The 15,854-nt window shown below is 62.1% G+C and carries 11 protein-coding genes; 4 read left to right on the top strand and 7 right to left on the bottom strand.

The genetic code is table 11. The features are described 5' to 3' along the window. Window positions 1-136: 136 nt before the first annotated feature. From AC1D17_RS00845 to AC1D17_RS00830, 4 genes are read right to left on the bottom strand one after another with little or no spacing between them, the layout of a single operon-like run. Window positions 137-691 (bottom strand): sarcosine oxidase subunit gamma, encoded by a 555-nt coding sequence (locus AC1D17_RS00845; RefSeq protein WP_477563543.1) that lies wholly within the window; start codon window positions 689-691, stop codon window positions 137-139. 7 nt (window positions 692-698) lie between these two features. Continuing rightward, window positions 699-3,656: a sarcosine oxidase subunit alpha family protein gene (locus AC1D17_RS00840; RefSeq protein WP_477563542.1), complete on the bottom strand. Its 2,958-nt coding sequence runs from the start codon at window positions 3,654-3,656 to the stop codon at window positions 699-701. Further along, entirely contained in the window at window positions 3,653-3,931 is a 279-nt protein-coding gene (locus tag AC1D17_RS00835; RefSeq protein WP_264222578.1) for a sarcosine oxidase subunit delta, read from the bottom strand. Before AC1D17_RS00835 ends, AC1D17_RS00840 begins: the two co-directional genes overlap by 4 nt. 8 nt (window positions 3,932-3,939) lie before the next feature. Further along, on the bottom strand, window positions 3,940-5,190 hold the full coding sequence (locus tag AC1D17_RS00830) for a sarcosine oxidase subunit beta family protein (RefSeq protein WP_477563541.1): 1,251 nt from the start codon (window positions 5,188-5,190) through the stop codon (window positions 3,940-3,942). Between the two features lie 301 nt (window positions 5,191-5,491). Here AC1D17_RS00830 and cysQ point away from each other — a divergent pair, with 301 nt between their 5' ends. Both cysQ and AC1D17_RS00820 read left to right on the top strand, forming a co-directional pair. Next, a complete protein-coding gene (cysQ, locus tag AC1D17_RS00825) occupies window positions 5,492-6,268 on the top strand; it encodes a 3'(2'),5'-bisphosphate nucleotidase CysQ (RefSeq protein WP_477563540.1) in 777 nt (258 codons plus the stop codon). A gap of 166 nt (window positions 6,269-6,434) precedes the next feature. Further along, on the top strand, window positions 6,435-7,466 hold the full coding sequence (locus AC1D17_RS00820; RefSeq protein ID WP_477563539.1) for a DUF2793 domain-containing protein: 1,032 nt from the start codon (window positions 6,435-6,437) through the stop codon (window positions 7,464-7,466). Window positions 7,467-7,481: 15 nt separating this feature from the next. Here AC1D17_RS00820 and AC1D17_RS00815 read toward each other — a convergent pair whose 3' ends face one another. The 3 genes from AC1D17_RS00815 to AC1D17_RS00805 are packed head-to-tail and all read right to left on the bottom strand — an operon-like array spanning window position 7,482 to window position 12,714. After that, window positions 7,482-10,583 carry an efflux RND transporter permease subunit gene (locus tag AC1D17_RS00815; RefSeq protein WP_477563538.1) on the bottom strand — a complete coding sequence of 1,034 codons (3,102 nt, stop codon included), beginning with the start codon at window positions 10,581-10,583 and terminating at the stop codon, window positions 7,482-7,484. Then, the gene (locus tag AC1D17_RS00810; protein WP_477563537.1) at window positions 10,580-11,659 is read right to left on the bottom strand and encodes an efflux RND transporter periplasmic adaptor subunit; all 1,080 of its coding nucleotides are present in this window, start codon (window positions 11,657-11,659) and stop codon (window positions 10,580-10,582) included. Before AC1D17_RS00810 ends, AC1D17_RS00815 begins: the two co-directional genes overlap by 4 nt. Continuing rightward, window positions 11,656-12,714 (bottom strand): efflux RND transporter periplasmic adaptor subunit, encoded by a 1,059-nt coding sequence (locus AC1D17_RS00805; RefSeq protein WP_477563536.1) that lies wholly within the window; start codon window positions 12,712-12,714, stop codon window positions 11,656-11,658. Before AC1D17_RS00805 ends, AC1D17_RS00810 begins: the two co-directional genes overlap by 4 nt. Before the next feature lie 517 nt (window positions 12,715-13,231). On the opposite strand from AC1D17_RS00805, the gene AC1D17_RS00800 reads away from it, so the two are divergent. Together AC1D17_RS00800 and AC1D17_RS00795 are read left to right on the top strand one after the other, a co-directional pair. Further along, complete coding sequence (locus tag AC1D17_RS00800) at window positions 13,232-14,098, top strand: SDR family NAD(P)-dependent oxidoreductase (protein WP_477563535.1); 867 nt, start codon at window positions 13,232-13,234, stop codon at window positions 14,096-14,098. A gap of 119 nt (window positions 14,099-14,217) precedes the next feature. Then, window positions 14,218-15,780, top strand: coding sequence for a VOC family protein (locus AC1D17_RS00795; RefSeq protein WP_477563534.1), 1,563 nt, complete (start codon window positions 14,218-14,220; stop codon window positions 15,778-15,780). Window positions 15,781-15,854: the final 74 nt, after the last annotated feature.

The following is a 15,854-nucleotide window of genomic DNA, read 5'->3' as shown; positions in this document are numbered from 1 at the left end:
CTATCGAAACCGTACCGGCAAAGTCGAACCGGTTAAAGATATCTCAGCGAACAGGTCTTGCTCGTTCCCGCCATCGGCTCCTTCAGCAGCGCCCTAAATGCGTCACGCGATGACGTATTTACCCTTCGCGCTATCCTTATGCGGAAAAATCGGCGGAGAGATCGAATTCCCGCCCCATCACGCTCAGATCGCCGAACAGAGATCCCGCGAAACTGCGCATGACGATCAATTCGAACTCGTTTTCGCCGGTTCTCGCCAGATTGACGCTGATATGGCCGCAAAGAACGTTCGATGACGTGCCGATTTCAAACACGGCGGGATGCAGATCCGAGGCAATCCCCTTGGCAAGGATGCGCCGGACGTTGGGCCCGGACAGCCTGAAAACGACCCGGCCGTCGCTCTGATCGACGATGTAGGCAGTCTCGGCGAGCAGCAGCGAAAGATTGCGGTGCAGCTCCTCCGGCGTTTCGGACTGCGACAGGATCAGCCATTCGCCAGGACCGGTAAAACGGACCTGCACATCGCCTGAAGCCGCCAATCCTGCCGCCACGGCTGCCTCTTCCCCGTCCATCGCCATCACGGCGGCGATCGCCATGGCGCGCGGACTGTCCAGGTGATCGACCGCACGAATGCCGGGCTTGAGCGGCAGCAGGTCTTCAAGGGGATGGCGGGAAGTATAGGTTCTGGTCATGTCCGCCTCAAGCATTCAGCTTCGTATTGCCGGGATCGACGAACACCGGGCTGCGGACCTCCGCCACAACCTCGGTGCCGGCCAGCTTGTCCCAGACGACGATGCGCTCGCCGTAGCGCTCGCGGCCTGACTTCAGGAAGGCAAGCGCGATGTCGTATCCAAGCGTCGGCGAAAAACAGGCCGAACTGACATAACCCTGATCGTTCAGCGTCGAAGGTTTTGCGCCCTCGCGCAAGAGATGCGCACCGGCACGGATATGCTGATCCGGCTCCACCGGCTTCAACCCGACCATCTGCATGCGATCGGCGGCCGTCAGCCCATAGCGGGTCGATAGCCGCTTGCCGATGAAATCCGGTTTTTGTGCCGAGACCATGCGTCCGAAGCCCGCATCGTCCGGGGTCACCCGGCCGTCGAATTCGGCATGGGTGGCGTGGCCCTTCTCGATGCGCAGCACGTTCAGCGCCTCAAGGCCATAGGCGCAAATTCCATGCGCCCCGCCCTCTTCCATGATCGCATCTGCGACGGCTTCGCCAAGGCCTGCCGGCACCGCCAGTTCGTAGGCAAGCTCGCCGGAAAACGAGATCCGGAACAGCCGCGCCTTGATGCCGCCCTTCAAGGTGACAATGCCTGCGGCGAGGAATGGAAACGCCGCATCCGAAATATCGTCCTCGACAAGCGCCTGCACCGCGAGCCGCGCTTTCGGTCCGGCAACCGCCATCTGCGCCCATTGATCTGTCGATGAGCAGAAGCGGACCTTGAGCTCCGGCCAGAGCACCTGCGCGCAATATTCCATATGGGACATGACGCCACCGGCCAGCGCCGTGGTGGTGGTCATGACGAAATGTCCCGGCGAAAGGCGGCTGGTGGTGCCATCATCATAGACCATGCCGTCCTCGCGCAGCATCAATCCGTAACGGGCCTTGCCGACCGGCAGCTTCAGGAACGGATTGCAATAGAGGCGGTTGAGGAACTCGGCAGCGTCCGGCCCGAAAATCTCGATCTTGCCGAGCGTCGAGACATCGCACAGACCGACATTCTCGCGAACGTTGAGGACTTCACGGTCGGTGCTTTCGCGCCAGTCCTTCTCACCGGACCGGGCAAAATAAGCCGGTCGAAACCAGAGACCGGAATCGACGAAGACAGCGCCATGCCTCTGCGCCCAGCCGTGGAGCGGCGATTTGCGCACCGGGGCCGCGTGTTCGTCGCGGGAGGTGCCCGCCAGCGCACCGAAGGCCACCGGCGTATAGAAAGGCCGGAAGGTGGTGGTGCCGACATCGGCGGGGCTGATACCCTGCATGGCGGCCAGAAGCCCGGTGGCATTGATGCCGGAGAGCTTGCCCTGATCGGTCGCCATGCCGTTCGTCGTATAGCGCTTGGCATGCTCGACATGGCCGAAGCCTTCACGCAGGGCAAGGCCGATATCCTTGACATGAACATCGTTCTGGAAATCGACAAAGGCTTTGGCCTTCGCCCCCGGGGAATACCAGAGAGCGGTGAACGACGGATCGATCTCCCCCTCGACGGCAGGCGGCGCTTCGATAGCAACAGAGAACCCGAGGTCGGCAGCGACGGCCGCTGCCTTTTCCGCGCCGTCCTTCAGGCAGCCGGCCAAGGTGTAGCGTCCCGCGGCCGCGCCGGCGGCGACAAGCCCATTGCCGGCATCGGGAGCAAGAAAAGTCTTCAGTTCCTCGGACCAGACGGCCTTGGCACCCCGCTGGCAGGCAAGATGAATGACCGGGTTCCAGCCGCCGGACATGCCGATCGCGTCGCAGGCAATCGTTTGCTCAAAGCCCGAACGTTCGACAACGGCACCGGAGACGCGTTTGTGTCCCTTCGTGTCGATAATGGAGGCCGATTGAATGACACGGACGCCATCGGGAGCAATATCGGGAACATCGGATCGGCTGTCGATGATGGCTGTGACCTCCATCCCGCGTGCCACGAGATCGGCTGCGGTCCGGTAGCCGGCACTGCCATTGGTGAAAATCGCCACCGACTTGCCGGCAGCAACGCCAAAACGGTTGGCATAGGTGCGCATCGCCCCGGCCATCATTACGCCCGGCCTGTCGTTACCGCCGAAAACCAGCGGCCGCTCTTCGGCACCGGCCGCCAGTATCGCCCGCTTGGCAACGATGCGCCAGAGCCGCTCGACCGGCAGTTTCGCCTGAGGCGCTGCCACATGCTTTTGCACCCGCTCGACCGCGCCAAACACATTGTCGTCGTACCAGCCGAAAATGGTGGTCCGCGACATCATCGTCACGTTGGGCAAAGACCGGAGTTCGGCGAGCGCCAATTCGGCAAAATCCGGCGCGGAGGTGTCACCGATATGCGACGTCTCTCCAAGCAGCGACCCACCCAGCCTGAAATCCTCGTCCGCCAGGATAACCCGCAGCCCGGCGCGGCCGGCCGTCAGGGCCGCCATCAGCCCTGTTGGACCGGCGCCGACAATCAGCAGGTCGCAATGCGCCCAGCATTTCTCGTAGGCTTGCGGATCGCGCTCGAGCACCGCGCGCCCGAGCCCAGCCGCCTTGCGGATGATCGGCTCATAGACCTTTTCCCAGAAAGCTGCCGGCCACATGAAGGTCTTGTAGTAGAAACCCGCGCCGAGGAAGGGCGAGAGCAAGCCGTTCAGCGCGCCAAAATCGTATTTCAGCGACGGAAAGCGGTTCTGGCTGCGGGCGTCGAGCCCAAGATAAAGTTCGGCAACCGTCGCCTTGGTATTCGGGTCGCTGCCAGCGCCCTTGCCGATCGTGACCAGCGCATTCGGCTCAGACGCTCCGGCGGTGACGATGCCGCGCGGCCGGTGATATTTGAAGCTGCGGCCGACCAGAAGCTGATCATTGGCCAGCAGCGCCGAGGCCAGCGTATCGCCGGCAAATCCCGTCAGATTCCGGCCATCGAACCGGAAATCGAGCGGCGCGCGGCGATCGATCAGGCCACCGGAGGCGAGACGGTAGGCGGTCATCGGCCAGCCTCCCGCGCGGCGGACGCCGCATCCGCAACCGAGAAGACCTCATGCGTGAATGTATCGCGCTCGACCACCAGCCAGCGCCGGCAGCCGGCGGCATGCTGCCAATGTTCACGGTAGCGCCCCCGCGGGTTGCTGCGGATATGAACATAATCGTTCCAGGCCTCGTCCGAAGCTTCCGGATCGGGACGAACCAGCGACGCGTCACCCCGGATCGAAAATTCTTCCTTCGGCCGGACGCCGCAATGCGGGCAGTGGATGAGGCTTGCCATTCAGGGTCTCAATGCAGGTTGGGCTGGGGGCCAGCACCGTGTTCATCAATCGGATAGCCGCGCTCGAAGCGATCGAGACGCAGGAAACGGGCGACGGGATGCGTTTCGTTCCTGGCGATCAGATGCGCGAAACACCAGCCGGAGGCCGGCGTCGCCTTGAAGCCGCCGTAGCACCAGCCGCAGTTCAGGTAGAGATTGTCGACCGGCGTGTGGCTGATGATCGGCGAGCCGTCCATGGTCATGTCCATGACGCCGCCCCAGGAGCGCAGCACGCGCACGCGCGACAGACCGGGGATCATCGTCACCCCCTCCTCCATCACATGCTCGACCGTTGCCAGATTGCCGCGCTGGGCATAGGAATTGTAGCCGTCGATCTCGGCGCCGAAGACGAGACCGCCCTTGTCCGACTGGGAAATATAAAAATGCCCGGCGCCATAGGTGATGACGTGATTGATGGCAGGCTTCAGCCCCTCGGTGACGAAGGCCTGCAGCACATGGCTTTCGATCGGCAGCTTCAGGTCCGCCATCTGGCCGACGCGCGAGGTGTTGCCGGCTGCCGCCAGCCCAAGCTTGCCGCAACCGATGAAACCCTTTGATGTCTCGACGCCGGTCACCACGCCATTGTCGCGGCGAATACCCGTGACTTCGCAATTCTGGATGAGATCGACGCCGAGGCGGTCGGCGGCGCGCGCGTACCCCCAGGCAACGGCATCGTGACGCGCCGTGCCGCCGCGCTTCTGCAGGAGGCCGCCCAGGATCGGAAACCGGGCATGGTCGAAATTCAGGAAAGGCAGCATCTTCTTCAGCGCGGCTCTGTCGAGCAGCTCGGCGGGAACACCCTCCATCCACATGGCATTGCCGCGGCGGATATAGGCATCGCGCTGGCCGTCATTGTGGTACAGGTTGATGACGCCGCGCTGCGACAGCATGGCGTTGTAGTTCAACTCCTGCTCCATGCCTTCCCAGAGTTTCATCGAAAACTCGTAGAACGGCTCGTTGCCCGGCAGCAGGTAATTGGAGCGCACGATCGTCGTGTTGCGGCCGACATTGCCGGAGCCGAGGTACCCCTTCTCCAGCACCGCGATGTTCTTCAGGCCGAATTCCCGGGCGAGATAATAGGCCGTCGCCAGCCCATGGCCACCGCCGCCGACGATGATCACATCGTAGAAGGGTTTTGGTTCGGGCTGGCGCCAGGCCGGCTTCCAGTTGACGTTGCCCGTCAGTGCGTTCTTGACGATCGAGAATGCCGAATAACGCATGCCAGTCCCAACTCACCTTAATCCATGTTGCAACGCACATTTGCATATGCCGCGACCGGCGCAAAGACTCTCTGGGCGAAGTCCGGCGAAATGCGCTGCGCCACACAGCCGCAGCTCTATCCGAATACAACCCGGGATACAGTGCCAAATGCGGCACAGTCGGCAAAATTTCACGCACTTATCTTGAAAAGACCGGTAAGGAAGGTGGATGTATAATCCGCGCTCTGGATTTTGAAACTCAACCTCTGCGGGGAAACCCGGATACCATGGCCGCGGATGCAGGAAGGCACGGGAAGCAAACATGCTCGACATTCTGGAAAGAGCGGCGGTGGCTGCGGGGAAAGCGATCCTCGACGTCTATCATGCCGGACCGGAAGTCAGCTACAAGGCCGACCGTTCCCCCGTCACCGATGCCGACGAGAGCGCCGAAAGGATCATCCTCGACTGTCTGGCAGCCGCGTTTCCCGATATTCCTGTCGTGGCCGAGGAAGCCGTTGCCGCCGGCCATATCCCCGACATCGAGGGCAAGTCCTTCTTCCTTGTCGATCCGCTTGACGGCACCAAGGAATTCGTCGGCCGCAACGACGATTTCACCGTCAATATCGCGCTGATCGAAAAGGGCGAACCGGTTGCCGGCGTTGTCTATGCGCCGGCACTCGGCATTCTCTATGCCGCCACCCGCAACAAGGCAAAGAAAGCCGTAGTGACAGGCCAGCACGACATCGGCCCGCCAACGATCATCGGCTGCCGTAGTCGTGGTGACCGGCTGGTGGCACTTGCGAGCAAGCATCACAATAGCCAGGAAACCATCGCTTACCTTACCGAGCACGGCATCACCGATTATGAATCGATCGGCTCTTCGCTGAAATTCTGCCTTCTTGCCGAAGGCCTCGCCGACATCTATCCCCGCCTCAGCCGGACGATGGAATGGGATACCGCCGCCGGCGACGCGGTCTTGCGGGCAGCCGGCGGCGAGACGGTCACCATGGACGGCAACCCGCTTTCCTACGGCAAGCGCAACCAGACGACCGACGTCGATTTCGCCAACCCCTATTTTGTCTCGCGCGGCAAGAACTGACGCTGCTCACCGCACCGCCGCCGGCACTAAATCCCGACAGCACCGGTGAATCGACGGGCATGTCCTTTGCCAATCTCCGTTGACAAACAACGCAGCAGCCGGCCCGACATCCCCCCTGCTGCAACTGCGGATACCCTTCTCCACACAGCAAAGGAGAACGGCCCCGATGAGCGAAGCAACCGTCAACCTGGAACTGCCCTATATCCTGCCGTCGCAGGCGCAAAAGCACGTCACCCACAATGAAGCCATGCAGCGCCTCGACGCACTGACGCAATTGACGATCACAGCTTCGCTCTCGAGCCCGCCGTCCGATCCGCAGGAAGGAACGTGTTTCAATGTCACGGCGTCACCGACCGGAGCGTGGGCCGGAAAGAGCGGCAAGCTCGCCTTCCGTCAGGATGGCGACTGGATCTTCATCACCCCGAAGGACGGCTGGCGCGGCTGGTTCACCGCCGAAGACAAGCTCAAGATCCACGACGGCACGAACTGGGCCGTCTTCGACGCCATTGGCACGCCGGCATTTCTCGGCATCAACACCACCGCCGACAGCACCAACCGGCTGGCTGTCGCAGCAGCAGCCACACTGCTCACGCATGCCGGCAATGGACATCAGATCAAGGTCAACAAGGCGGCGGCAGGCGATACGGCAAGCCTGCTGTTCCAGACAGGCTGGTCCGGCCGCGCCGAAATGGGTCTAACCGGCACGAACGAATTCGCCGTGAAGGTCAGCGCCGACGGCGCCACCTGGGCATCGGCATTGAGCATCACCGCACAGGGCCAGATCCGCATGCCGCAGCGGCCATTGGTGCGCGCCACGCGCGGCGGCGGCGTACTGACGCCCACGTCGGGTTCGCAGACCGGATTTTCCACCCTGAGCGTCAATCAGGGCGGCTTCACGCTGGGCGCCGCAGTTGCCGGCGGCGGCAGCCGCCTGATCGTACCGGTCGCGGGCCCCTATCTCATTTGCCTCGGTGTCGAGGCCAATCCAGCCGGTGCCTTTTCCGTCACCGTAAAGGTCAATGGCACCACAGTCGTTGCCAGCGTCAACGACAACGACGCAGCCTCCGCATCCTATGGCAATTGTGCCATCGGCATGGCGATCCTCAACGCCAGCGACTGGCTGGTGCTGGAACACACCGGAACCACACCGCTCGATTTCGCCTATGACAAGACGGAATTGACCGTGGTGATGCTGTAGGAGCGCTGCACCATGTCAGACCGGCACTGCATCTTCCGTGGACGCGATCTCCGCCCCATCGAGCGTCACCTCCTCGGTTTCCGGCGGCTTAATGCGGAACCAGGCGAGGTAGAGGGCAGGCAGGAACAGCAGCGTCAGGACGGTGCCGACAATGATGCCGCCCATCATCGCATAGGCCATCGGTCCCCAGAAAATTTCCCGGGCGATCGGGATCAATGCCAGGCTGGCGGCGGCGGCCGTCAGCATGATCGGCCGCATCCGGTGTTCCGTGGCTTCCTGAACCGCCTGCCATGGCGGCACGCCCTCGGTGCGCAGTTGTTCGATCTGCACCACCAGGATCACGGAGTTTCGAATAAGGATGCCGATCAGCGCCAAAATGCCGAGAATGGCGACGAAGCCCATCGGCGAATTGCTTGACAAGAGTGCCGCCACCACCCCGATCAGCGCCAGCGGCGCCACCGCGAAGACGAGGAACAGCCGCGAAAAACTCTGCAGCTGGATCATCAGGATCGTCGCCATCGCAAACAGCATCAACGGCACGACGGCGGCGATCGGCGCCTGGCTCTTGGCGCTTTCCTCGACGCTGCCGCCGACCTCGATCTTGTATCCGGGCGGCAATTTTTCAGCATAGGCGGCCACGTCCTGCGACAGCTGGTCAACGATGGTCGCCGGCTGTGTCGCGTCGCGAATACCAGCCTTGACGGTGAGCGTCGGCAAGCGCGACCGGCGCCAGACGACGGGTTGCTCAATCTCGTAATGGAAGCTTGCGACAGCAGCGAGCGGCACGGAATTGCCGCCGGTGCCCGGCAGCTGCAGGTCGCGCAACGTCTCGATCGACTGGCGCTCGGAAGCCTTGGCGCGGGCAACCACGTTGATCAGGTAGATATCGTCGCGAACCTGGGTCACCGTCGTTCCGCCGACGATGCCGTTAAGCGCAGACGCGATGTCCTGCGAGGTGACGCCGAGCTGGCGGGCCTTATCCTGGAGCACATCCACCTTGATGACGCGGGCCGGTTCGTTCCAGTCGTAGACGACGTCGCCCAGCAACGGGTTGCGGCCGAGGACGGTGCCGAGTTCGAGCGCATGCTCGCGAACCTTGCCGATATCCGGGCCGCTGACCCTGTACTGCACGGGGCGGCCGACCGGCGGCCCGATATCGAGCAGTTTCACATAGGCATCGGTGCCGACGAACGTTTCCTTCAGATATTTCTGCAGGTCGGCTCGCAGCTTGTCGCGCACGTCAAGACTTTTGGTAACGATGATCGTCTGGCCGAACGACGTATCCGGAGGCTGAACATCGAAGGACAGGACGAATCGCACGGCGCCCTCTCCGACATAGGTGGACCAGCGTTCGACATCGGGATTGCCGACAAGCTTGTCCTGCTCGAACTTCGCCATCTGCGCGTTCGTTTCGGTAATCGAAGCATTCTGCGGCAACGACCAGTCGACGATCAGTTCAAGACGGTCCGATGACGGGAAGAACTGCTGCTGAACCCGGCTCATGCCAAACAGCGACAGGCCGAAGACAGCCACCGTCAAGGCGATCGTCGTCCATTTCCAGCGCATGCACCAGCCGAGAAGGCGGGAGAACAGCCCCGCAACACGGCCTTGTTTCTCATGATGCTGCTTCATGGTTTTTGGCAGGATGGTCACGCCGAGCAGCGGCGCAAACACCACCGCGACGATCCAGGAAACCAGCAGCGAAACGGCGATGACGACGAACAGCGTGAAGGTGAACTCGCCGGCGGCGCTGTTGTTGAGGCCGACGGGAATGAAGCTGGCAACGGTGACCAGCGTGCCTGTCAGCATCGGAAACGCCGTGGACGTGTAGACATAGGTCGCCGCCTTGCGCAGGGAATCGCCTACCTCCAGCCGCGCCACCATCATTTCCACCGCGATCATCGCATCATCGACGAGAAGCCCCAGCGCGATAATCAGCGCCCCGAGCGAAATCCGCTGCAGCGAAATGTCGAAATAGGACATGACGACGAAGGTGATGGCCAGTGTCAGCGGGATCGACAGGGCAACGACAAGCCCTGCCCGGACCCCGAGGCTGACGAAGCTGACGAGAAGGACGATGACGACGGCCTCCGCCAGTCCGCGGGTAAAGCCCGAGACCGCCTCCTCGACGATCAGCGGCTGGTCGGAGACCAGATGGACGCCGACGCCGACAGGCAGTTCCGCTTCGACCTGGCTGATCTTCTCCTCGACGTGAGCGCCGAATTCCAGAAGATTGGCGCCCTGTTTCATGCCGATGGCAAGGCCGATCGCCGCCTGGCCGTTGAACCGGAACAGCGACGACGGCGGATCGGTATAACCGCGCGTGATGGTGGCGATATCGGTGAGGCGGAAGAAGCGGTCGTTGACCTGCAGATTGACGGCCCGCAGGCTGTCTTCGGACGAAAACTGGCCGTTGACGCGAACGCTGACCCGTTCTCCCTTTGCCTGCACGACGCCGGAGGGTTCAATCGCGTTCTGTGCCTGCAGGGTGGCAACCACCTCGTTCTGGTTGATTCCAAGTGCGGCCAGTTGGCGTGTCGAGAACTCGAGATAGATCACCTCATCCTGCGCGCCGACGATATCGACCTTGCCGATATTCGGAACCGTCAGAATTTGCCGGCGCGCGGTCTCGACATAATCGCGCAATTGCCTCTGGGTCAGCCCGTCGGCAGTAAACGCGTAGATATTGCCGAACACGTCACCAAAGCGGTCGTTGAAAGCCGGCCCGACGACGCCGGACGGAAACTGGCCGCGAATATCGCCGATCATGTTGCGCACGGTCACCCAGATCGAGGCGACATCCCGCGCCTTCGTCGTGTCCTTGAGATTGACGAAGACCAGTGTCTGACCGGGCGTTGTGATACTGCGCGTGTAATCGAGCGATTCCAGCTCCTCGAGCTTGCGCTCGATGCGCTCAGTGACTTGCCGCGTGGTTTCCTCGACCGAGGCACCCGGCCATTGCGCCGAAATCGTCATGGTCTTGATGGTAAAGGACGGATCCTCCTCGCGGCCAAGGCTCAGATAGGAGAACATGCCGAGCAGGGCGAAGACGATCATGAAGTACCAGACCATCGATGCGTGATCGACAGCCCAGTCTGAAAGATTGAATTTCCTCATGAGCCTGCCCCGTCTTCAACTTTGACTGCCTGACCTTCCTCAAGGCTGTGCACGCCGGCCGTCACCACGCGGATACCGGCCTCGATGCCGGACGTGATGACGATCCCGTTGCCCGCTTGCGGTCCGGTGACCACTTCGCGGGCCTTGACCGTTCCGCCGCCTTCATCGACCACCCAGACATAGGATTTGCCATCGCGCAGCAAAATGGCCGTTGCCGGCAGCAGCACCTGTTCGACGACGGCCTCCTTGAGCGAGGCGGTGATCGTGGTTCCCAGCCGGAAGCTGGCCGGGGGATTTTCAAGCGCGATCTTGACGCGGCGCGTTCGTGTCGCCGGATCCGCCGCCGGTGCGACCTCGCGGACCTTGCCGGCGACCATCTTGGCGGGGTCGATCTGCAGGGAAACTGAAAATGGCGTGCCCACGGGGAAAAGCGCATTGCCGTCCGGGATATCAACCACGGCGTCCCGGGCTTCCGGCCGTGCAACGGTGACAACAGTAGCGCCCGCCGCAACGACCTGGCCCACCTCCGCTCCCGTCTGGGTGACCACGCCGTCAAATGCCGCTTTGACCTGGGTATAGGAAAGCTGCTCCTCGGCCTTCGACACGGCCGAGCGCGACTGGATGACCGACGCCTCGGCCGCCGCACTCGCCTGTTGCGTGCTTTCCACGGTGGCCTGCGTTTCGGTGCCGACCTTGAACAACGCCCTGGTGCGCCGCTCGACCGAAACGGCATTGGCAAGCGTCGCCTCCGCGTTGGCCAGATCGGCCCGTGCCGATCCGACGGCAAGCTCAAGCGCTGTCGGATCGAGAGCCGCCAATAGCTGCCCCCGGGTCACCGTGTCGCCGATATCGACATCCCGGGCAACCAAAAGGCCTGTCACGCGAGGCCCAAAGATGGTCTGGACCTTCGGCTGTACCGTGCCGGCGAAGCTCGGAACGGGCCGGCGCTGGGGAACGACGATTTGCGACAGCACGGGGCGGATCAGCGGTTCGCCTTTCTCTTCGTCTTTCTGGCATCCAGAAAGGATCAAAAGCATGATGGGCGCGGAGAGCAGTCCCAGCGATATCCGGTTCATTTCGCCTGCTCCTTGATGACATCGACCGCCTGACCAGGACGCAGCATCTTTGCCCCCTCGACGACCACGGCCTCGCCCGTGGCAATCCCTTCGGAAATAAGCACGCGGCCTATCTCGTAGGACGCCACCGTCACCGGCTTGCGGCTGACCGTGCTGTCCTTGCCATCGACCACCCAGACAGCCGGTTTTCCGTCCAGCGCAGAAAGCGAGGTCCAGGGCAGGATGATCAGCTTTGCCGGCTTGGAACTGGCAAATCCGGTTACCGGCGCACCCAGCGTCATGCGATCGGGCGTGGTGTCCATGGCGATCTTGACGCGCACGGTTCCCGTGGCGGTATCGATCGTCGGCGAGATTTCGCTGATCGTTCCTTCTGTTTTGACCGAGGGATCACTGATCAGCGCCAGATTGATTTTCGGCTCAGCCGGCTTTTCGAAAAGCAGCGATTCGTAAACGTCGAAGATCGCGTCGCGCGGGCCGTCGCGCGCGACGGAGTACATGGTTTGCGCGGCCTGAACCACCTGGCCCGTCTCGGCGTTGCGCGCGGTGATGATGCCGTCGGCGTCGGCGCGCAGTTGCGTATAGGACAACGCATCGCGGGACGTGCCGAGCAGCGCCTTCGACGATTCGAGCGACCCCTGGGCCGTCTGCAAAGCCGTCTGTGCCTGATCGAAGGCTTCCTGTGTGGTGGAATTCTTCGCCAGCAGAGACTTCTGCCGCTCAAAGGAGGCGGAAGCCTGCCGAACCTGGGCCTCTGCGGCCCGCACCGCCGCCTCGGCAGATTCGACATCGGCCTTCTGCTCGCTTGGATCGATACGCGCCAGAACCTCGCCGGCCGTCACATGCGATCCGACATCCGCGAGCCATTCGGTTATCTGGCCGCTGACGCGAAACGAAAGATTGGTCTGGACATGGGCGGCAACCTCGCCGGTCAACATCACGGTCTGCCGGTGATCGACGAACTCGGCGCTCTGCACCCGCACGGGCGTTTTGGCCGTCTCCGGTGGTTTGGTTTCGCCCTCGCAGGATGCCAGGGCCAAGGCCGCGAACGATGCCACGCACCATCCGGAAAGACGGAGTTTTCGTTTTTCGCTCATCTGCGCCCGCTCATCCCGACACTCAAGCCAAACCATTTATTGTGGCCCCTCAATATACACGAGCCGCACCAATGACAAGCCGATTGGGCCGGCTGGGAGTACGTCCTCGCGAGGAGGACAAGCATATGCCTTCCCCGCGTTGACGGTCATACTGCAAAAGCTAAGCGGATTTTTTGTACAAGCATAGCGAAAACCGCCGGTTGAGCGGGGCAAGCCCCAGCTGAACCCGGAGAGTGGGAAACCCGGGCTCTAAGGCCGGCCGGTCGTTGCGGTGGTGAGAAGGCCTTGACGCTTTCGGTGCGGCCATTGGGTTCCTCTGCGGCGATGTCTGGACGAGGACGCAGAACTTAGAATTCTCGTGAAATTAGGGCCGGGCATCCTTCCGGCAAGAGGAACATCCGGAGCAATGGTGGACTTCTCTACCCGGCCCGCCTAGTTTTCCGTCTAAGATCATGTCCTCGAAAATGAGATGGAAGCGATGAATCACCCAGCCTTTGCCAGCAACCATGTCGCCGTCGTGACCGGAGCTGCATCCGGTATCGGTCTTGCCGCCGCCCGGCGCTTTGCGGGCCTCGGCATGAATGTCGTTCTCGCCGATCTGCCGGGCGAGCGATTGGACAAGGCGGCGGAGGAAACAGCCGCCATTTCCCCACATGGTCCCGGCAGCGTGATTGCAATCGCGGCTGACGTGTCGAGCACCGATTCACTCATAGCCCTGGAAGCTGGAGCAATCGCGCAGTTTGGCCGCGTGCACGTGTTGATGAACAATGCCGGCATCCAGCCCGGCAGCTCGATATTCTCGGCGCAGGATGCGTGGGAAAAGGTCTTCGCCGTCAATCTCTGGGGCGTCATCAACGGCTCCCGCATCTTTGCGCCGGCCATGATCGCCCACGGCCAGACCGGGCTGATCATCAATACCGGCTCCAAGCAGGGCATCACCACACCGCCCGGCGATCCCGCCTACAATGTGACCAAGGCAGGCGTCAAAGCCTTTACCGAGGCCCTGCAGCACGAGCTGCGCAACACCCCCGGCTGCAACATCACCGCGCATCTGCTGATCCCGGGCTTCGTCTACACAGGACTGACCGCAAGCGGCCGGACCGAAAAACCGGCGGCGGCCTGGACGTCGCAGGAAACCGTCGATTTCATGATGCAGAGCCTTGAAGGCGGCGATTTCTACATCCTGTGCCCGGACAACGACGTCGCGCGTCCGACCGATGAAAAACGCATTCTCTGGGCAGCCGGCGATATCATCGAGAACCGCCCGCCATTATCACGCTGGCATCCCGACCATGCTGACGCATTCAAGACGTTTTTGACGAAAGACCGGCCGAAGATCGGCTGAGCTTGCATCAACCGGCACGATTTGAATGTCCATAAGGTGGACGATGTGTTCACGCCGCAGGACTGGCACAACACTTCGTTTGCTGCTTTTCTGCGGCCAGATTCAACAGGTTTCATGACATGACGAGCGGCATCCACCACATCACCCTGATCACCCGCAAAGTGCAGCCCAATGTCGATTTCTATGCCGGCTTTCTCGGTCTACGCCTCGTCAAGCGAACGGCGGGTTTCGAAGATGCAGCACAGCTGCATCTGTTCTACGGCGATGCTACCGGCTCGCCGGGATCACTGGTGTCGTTCCTCGTCTGGGAGGACGGCGCGCCCGGCCGCGTCGGCCACGGCCAGCCGAGCGAGATCGCCTTTGCCATAGCGCCTGACAGCATCGGCTTCTGGCTGACCCGGGCTCTCCGGTACAATGTCGCTGCAACCGGCCCCACGCATGAATTCGGCGAGCCGGTCATCCGGCTGAAGGACCCGGACGGCGTCATCGTCAAGCTTGTCGGCACCGGGGCCGTGACCACCCCTGCCCTCTATTCAACCCCCGACATCCCGCAGGAAGACGCAATCCGGCGGCTGCGCGGCGCAACGATCCTGACGGCCACGCCCGATGGCACCGCCGCCTTCGTCACCAGGCATTTCGGCTATGCCGAGGCAGACAGGACGGATGCGATCCGGCGCCTTGTGTCGGCCTCCGGCGATACCATCGATGTGCGCGATGCCGGCGGCTTCTGGACGGCAGCGCCCGGCACCGGTACCATCGACCATATCGCGTTCCGGGCCACGAGCGAGGCGGCGGTCAACGATCTGCGCATTGAGCTCGAGGCGGAAGATGCCGGTCAGATCAATGCCCATGACCGCAAGTATTTCTATTCGCTCTATGTCCGCGAGCCGGGCGGAACGCTGTTCGAATTCGCCACCGACGCACCGGGCATGACCGTTGACGAGAGCCCGGAGACAATTGGGACGAAACTGTTCGTGCCGGAACATTTCGGCGGAAACCTAGAAGACAATCTCGTCATGCTGCCACAATTCGCGCTGCCCGGCGAGGAACGGTTCACGCAGCGCGACCTGCCGTTCATTCATCGCCTGCATCAGGCGGACAATCCCGACGGCAGCACCTTGGTGCTTCTGCACGGCAGCGGCGCCAATGAAACCAGCCTCCTGCCGCTTGGCCGCCAGATCGCCCCGAATGCGCTGCTGCTAAGCCTGAGGGGCCGCAGCACGGAGGAAGGCCACCCGCGGTTCTTCCGCAGGATTACGCCCTTCACCTTCGACCAGAAGGATATAGCCTCGGAGGCAGAAGCCTTTGTCGCGATGATCGAGGGGGCTGTATCAGCCTATGGCCTCGACCGCGAAAAGATGACTTTCGTCGGCTATTCCAACGGCGCCAACATGCTGATCGCCACCATGCTGCTTAATCCGGGACTGATCCGGAAGGCCGCGCTGCTGCGGATGATGAACCCCTTGGATACGGTGCCGGAAGCAGATCTGTCCGGAACCCAAATCCTGACGGTAACGGGAAAGACCGATGGTTACTCCCGCTACGCCCCACCGCTGGAGGCCGTCTTGCGCGACGCGGGGGCAACACTCGCGACCGTCACGCTGAATGCCGGCCACGAGATCGGCAGGATGGACGCAGAGGCCGTCCGGGAATGGTTGAAAACAAGCGGGGCTACGACATAATTCCTTAAATCGAAATCGATCTATGGAAAAATTATGCAGCAAATTTAAAGTGTTACAGCGCTGTGCGTCGTGAA

Source organism: Pararhizobium sp. P1_E7 (assembly GCF_056405855.1).
The sequence above is the reverse complement of the archived record's forward strand: the minus strand, read 5'-3'. Positions and strand labels throughout refer to the sequence as shown.

Coding starts and splice junctions, on each gene's coding strand:
- AC1D17_RS00845 (WP_477563543.1), bottom strand. CDS start 691: ATGACCAGAACCTATACTTCCCGCCATCCCCTTGAAGACCTGCTGCCG.
- AC1D17_RS00840 (WP_477563542.1), bottom strand. CDS start 3,656: ATGACCGCCTACCGTCTCGCCTCCGGTGGCCTGATCGATCGCCGCGCG.
- AC1D17_RS00835 (WP_264222578.1), bottom strand. CDS start 3,931: ATGGCAAGCCTCATCCACTGCCCGCATTGCGGCGTCCGGCCGAAGGAA.
- AC1D17_RS00830 (WP_477563541.1), bottom strand. CDS start 5,190: ATGCGTTATTCGGCATTCTCGATCGTCAAGAACGCACTGACGGGCAAC.
- cysQ (WP_477563540.1), top strand. CDS start 5,492: ATGCTCGACATTCTGGAAAGAGCGGCGGTGGCTGCGGGGAAAGCGATC.
- AC1D17_RS00820 (WP_477563539.1), top strand. CDS start 6,435: ATGAGCGAAGCAACCGTCAACCTGGAACTGCCCTATATCCTGCCGTCG.
- AC1D17_RS00815 (WP_477563538.1), bottom strand. CDS start 10,583: ATGAGGAAATTCAATCTTTCAGACTGGGCTGTCGATCACGCATCGATG.
- AC1D17_RS00810 (WP_477563537.1), bottom strand. CDS start 11,659: ATGAACCGGATATCGCTGGGACTGCTCTCCGCGCCCATCATGCTTTTG.
- AC1D17_RS00800 (WP_477563535.1), top strand. CDS start 13,232: ATGAATCACCCAGCCTTTGCCAGCAACCATGTCGCCGTCGTGACCGGA.
- AC1D17_RS00795 (WP_477563534.1), top strand. CDS start 14,218: ATGACGAGCGGCATCCACCACATCACCCTGATCACCCGCAAAGTGCAG.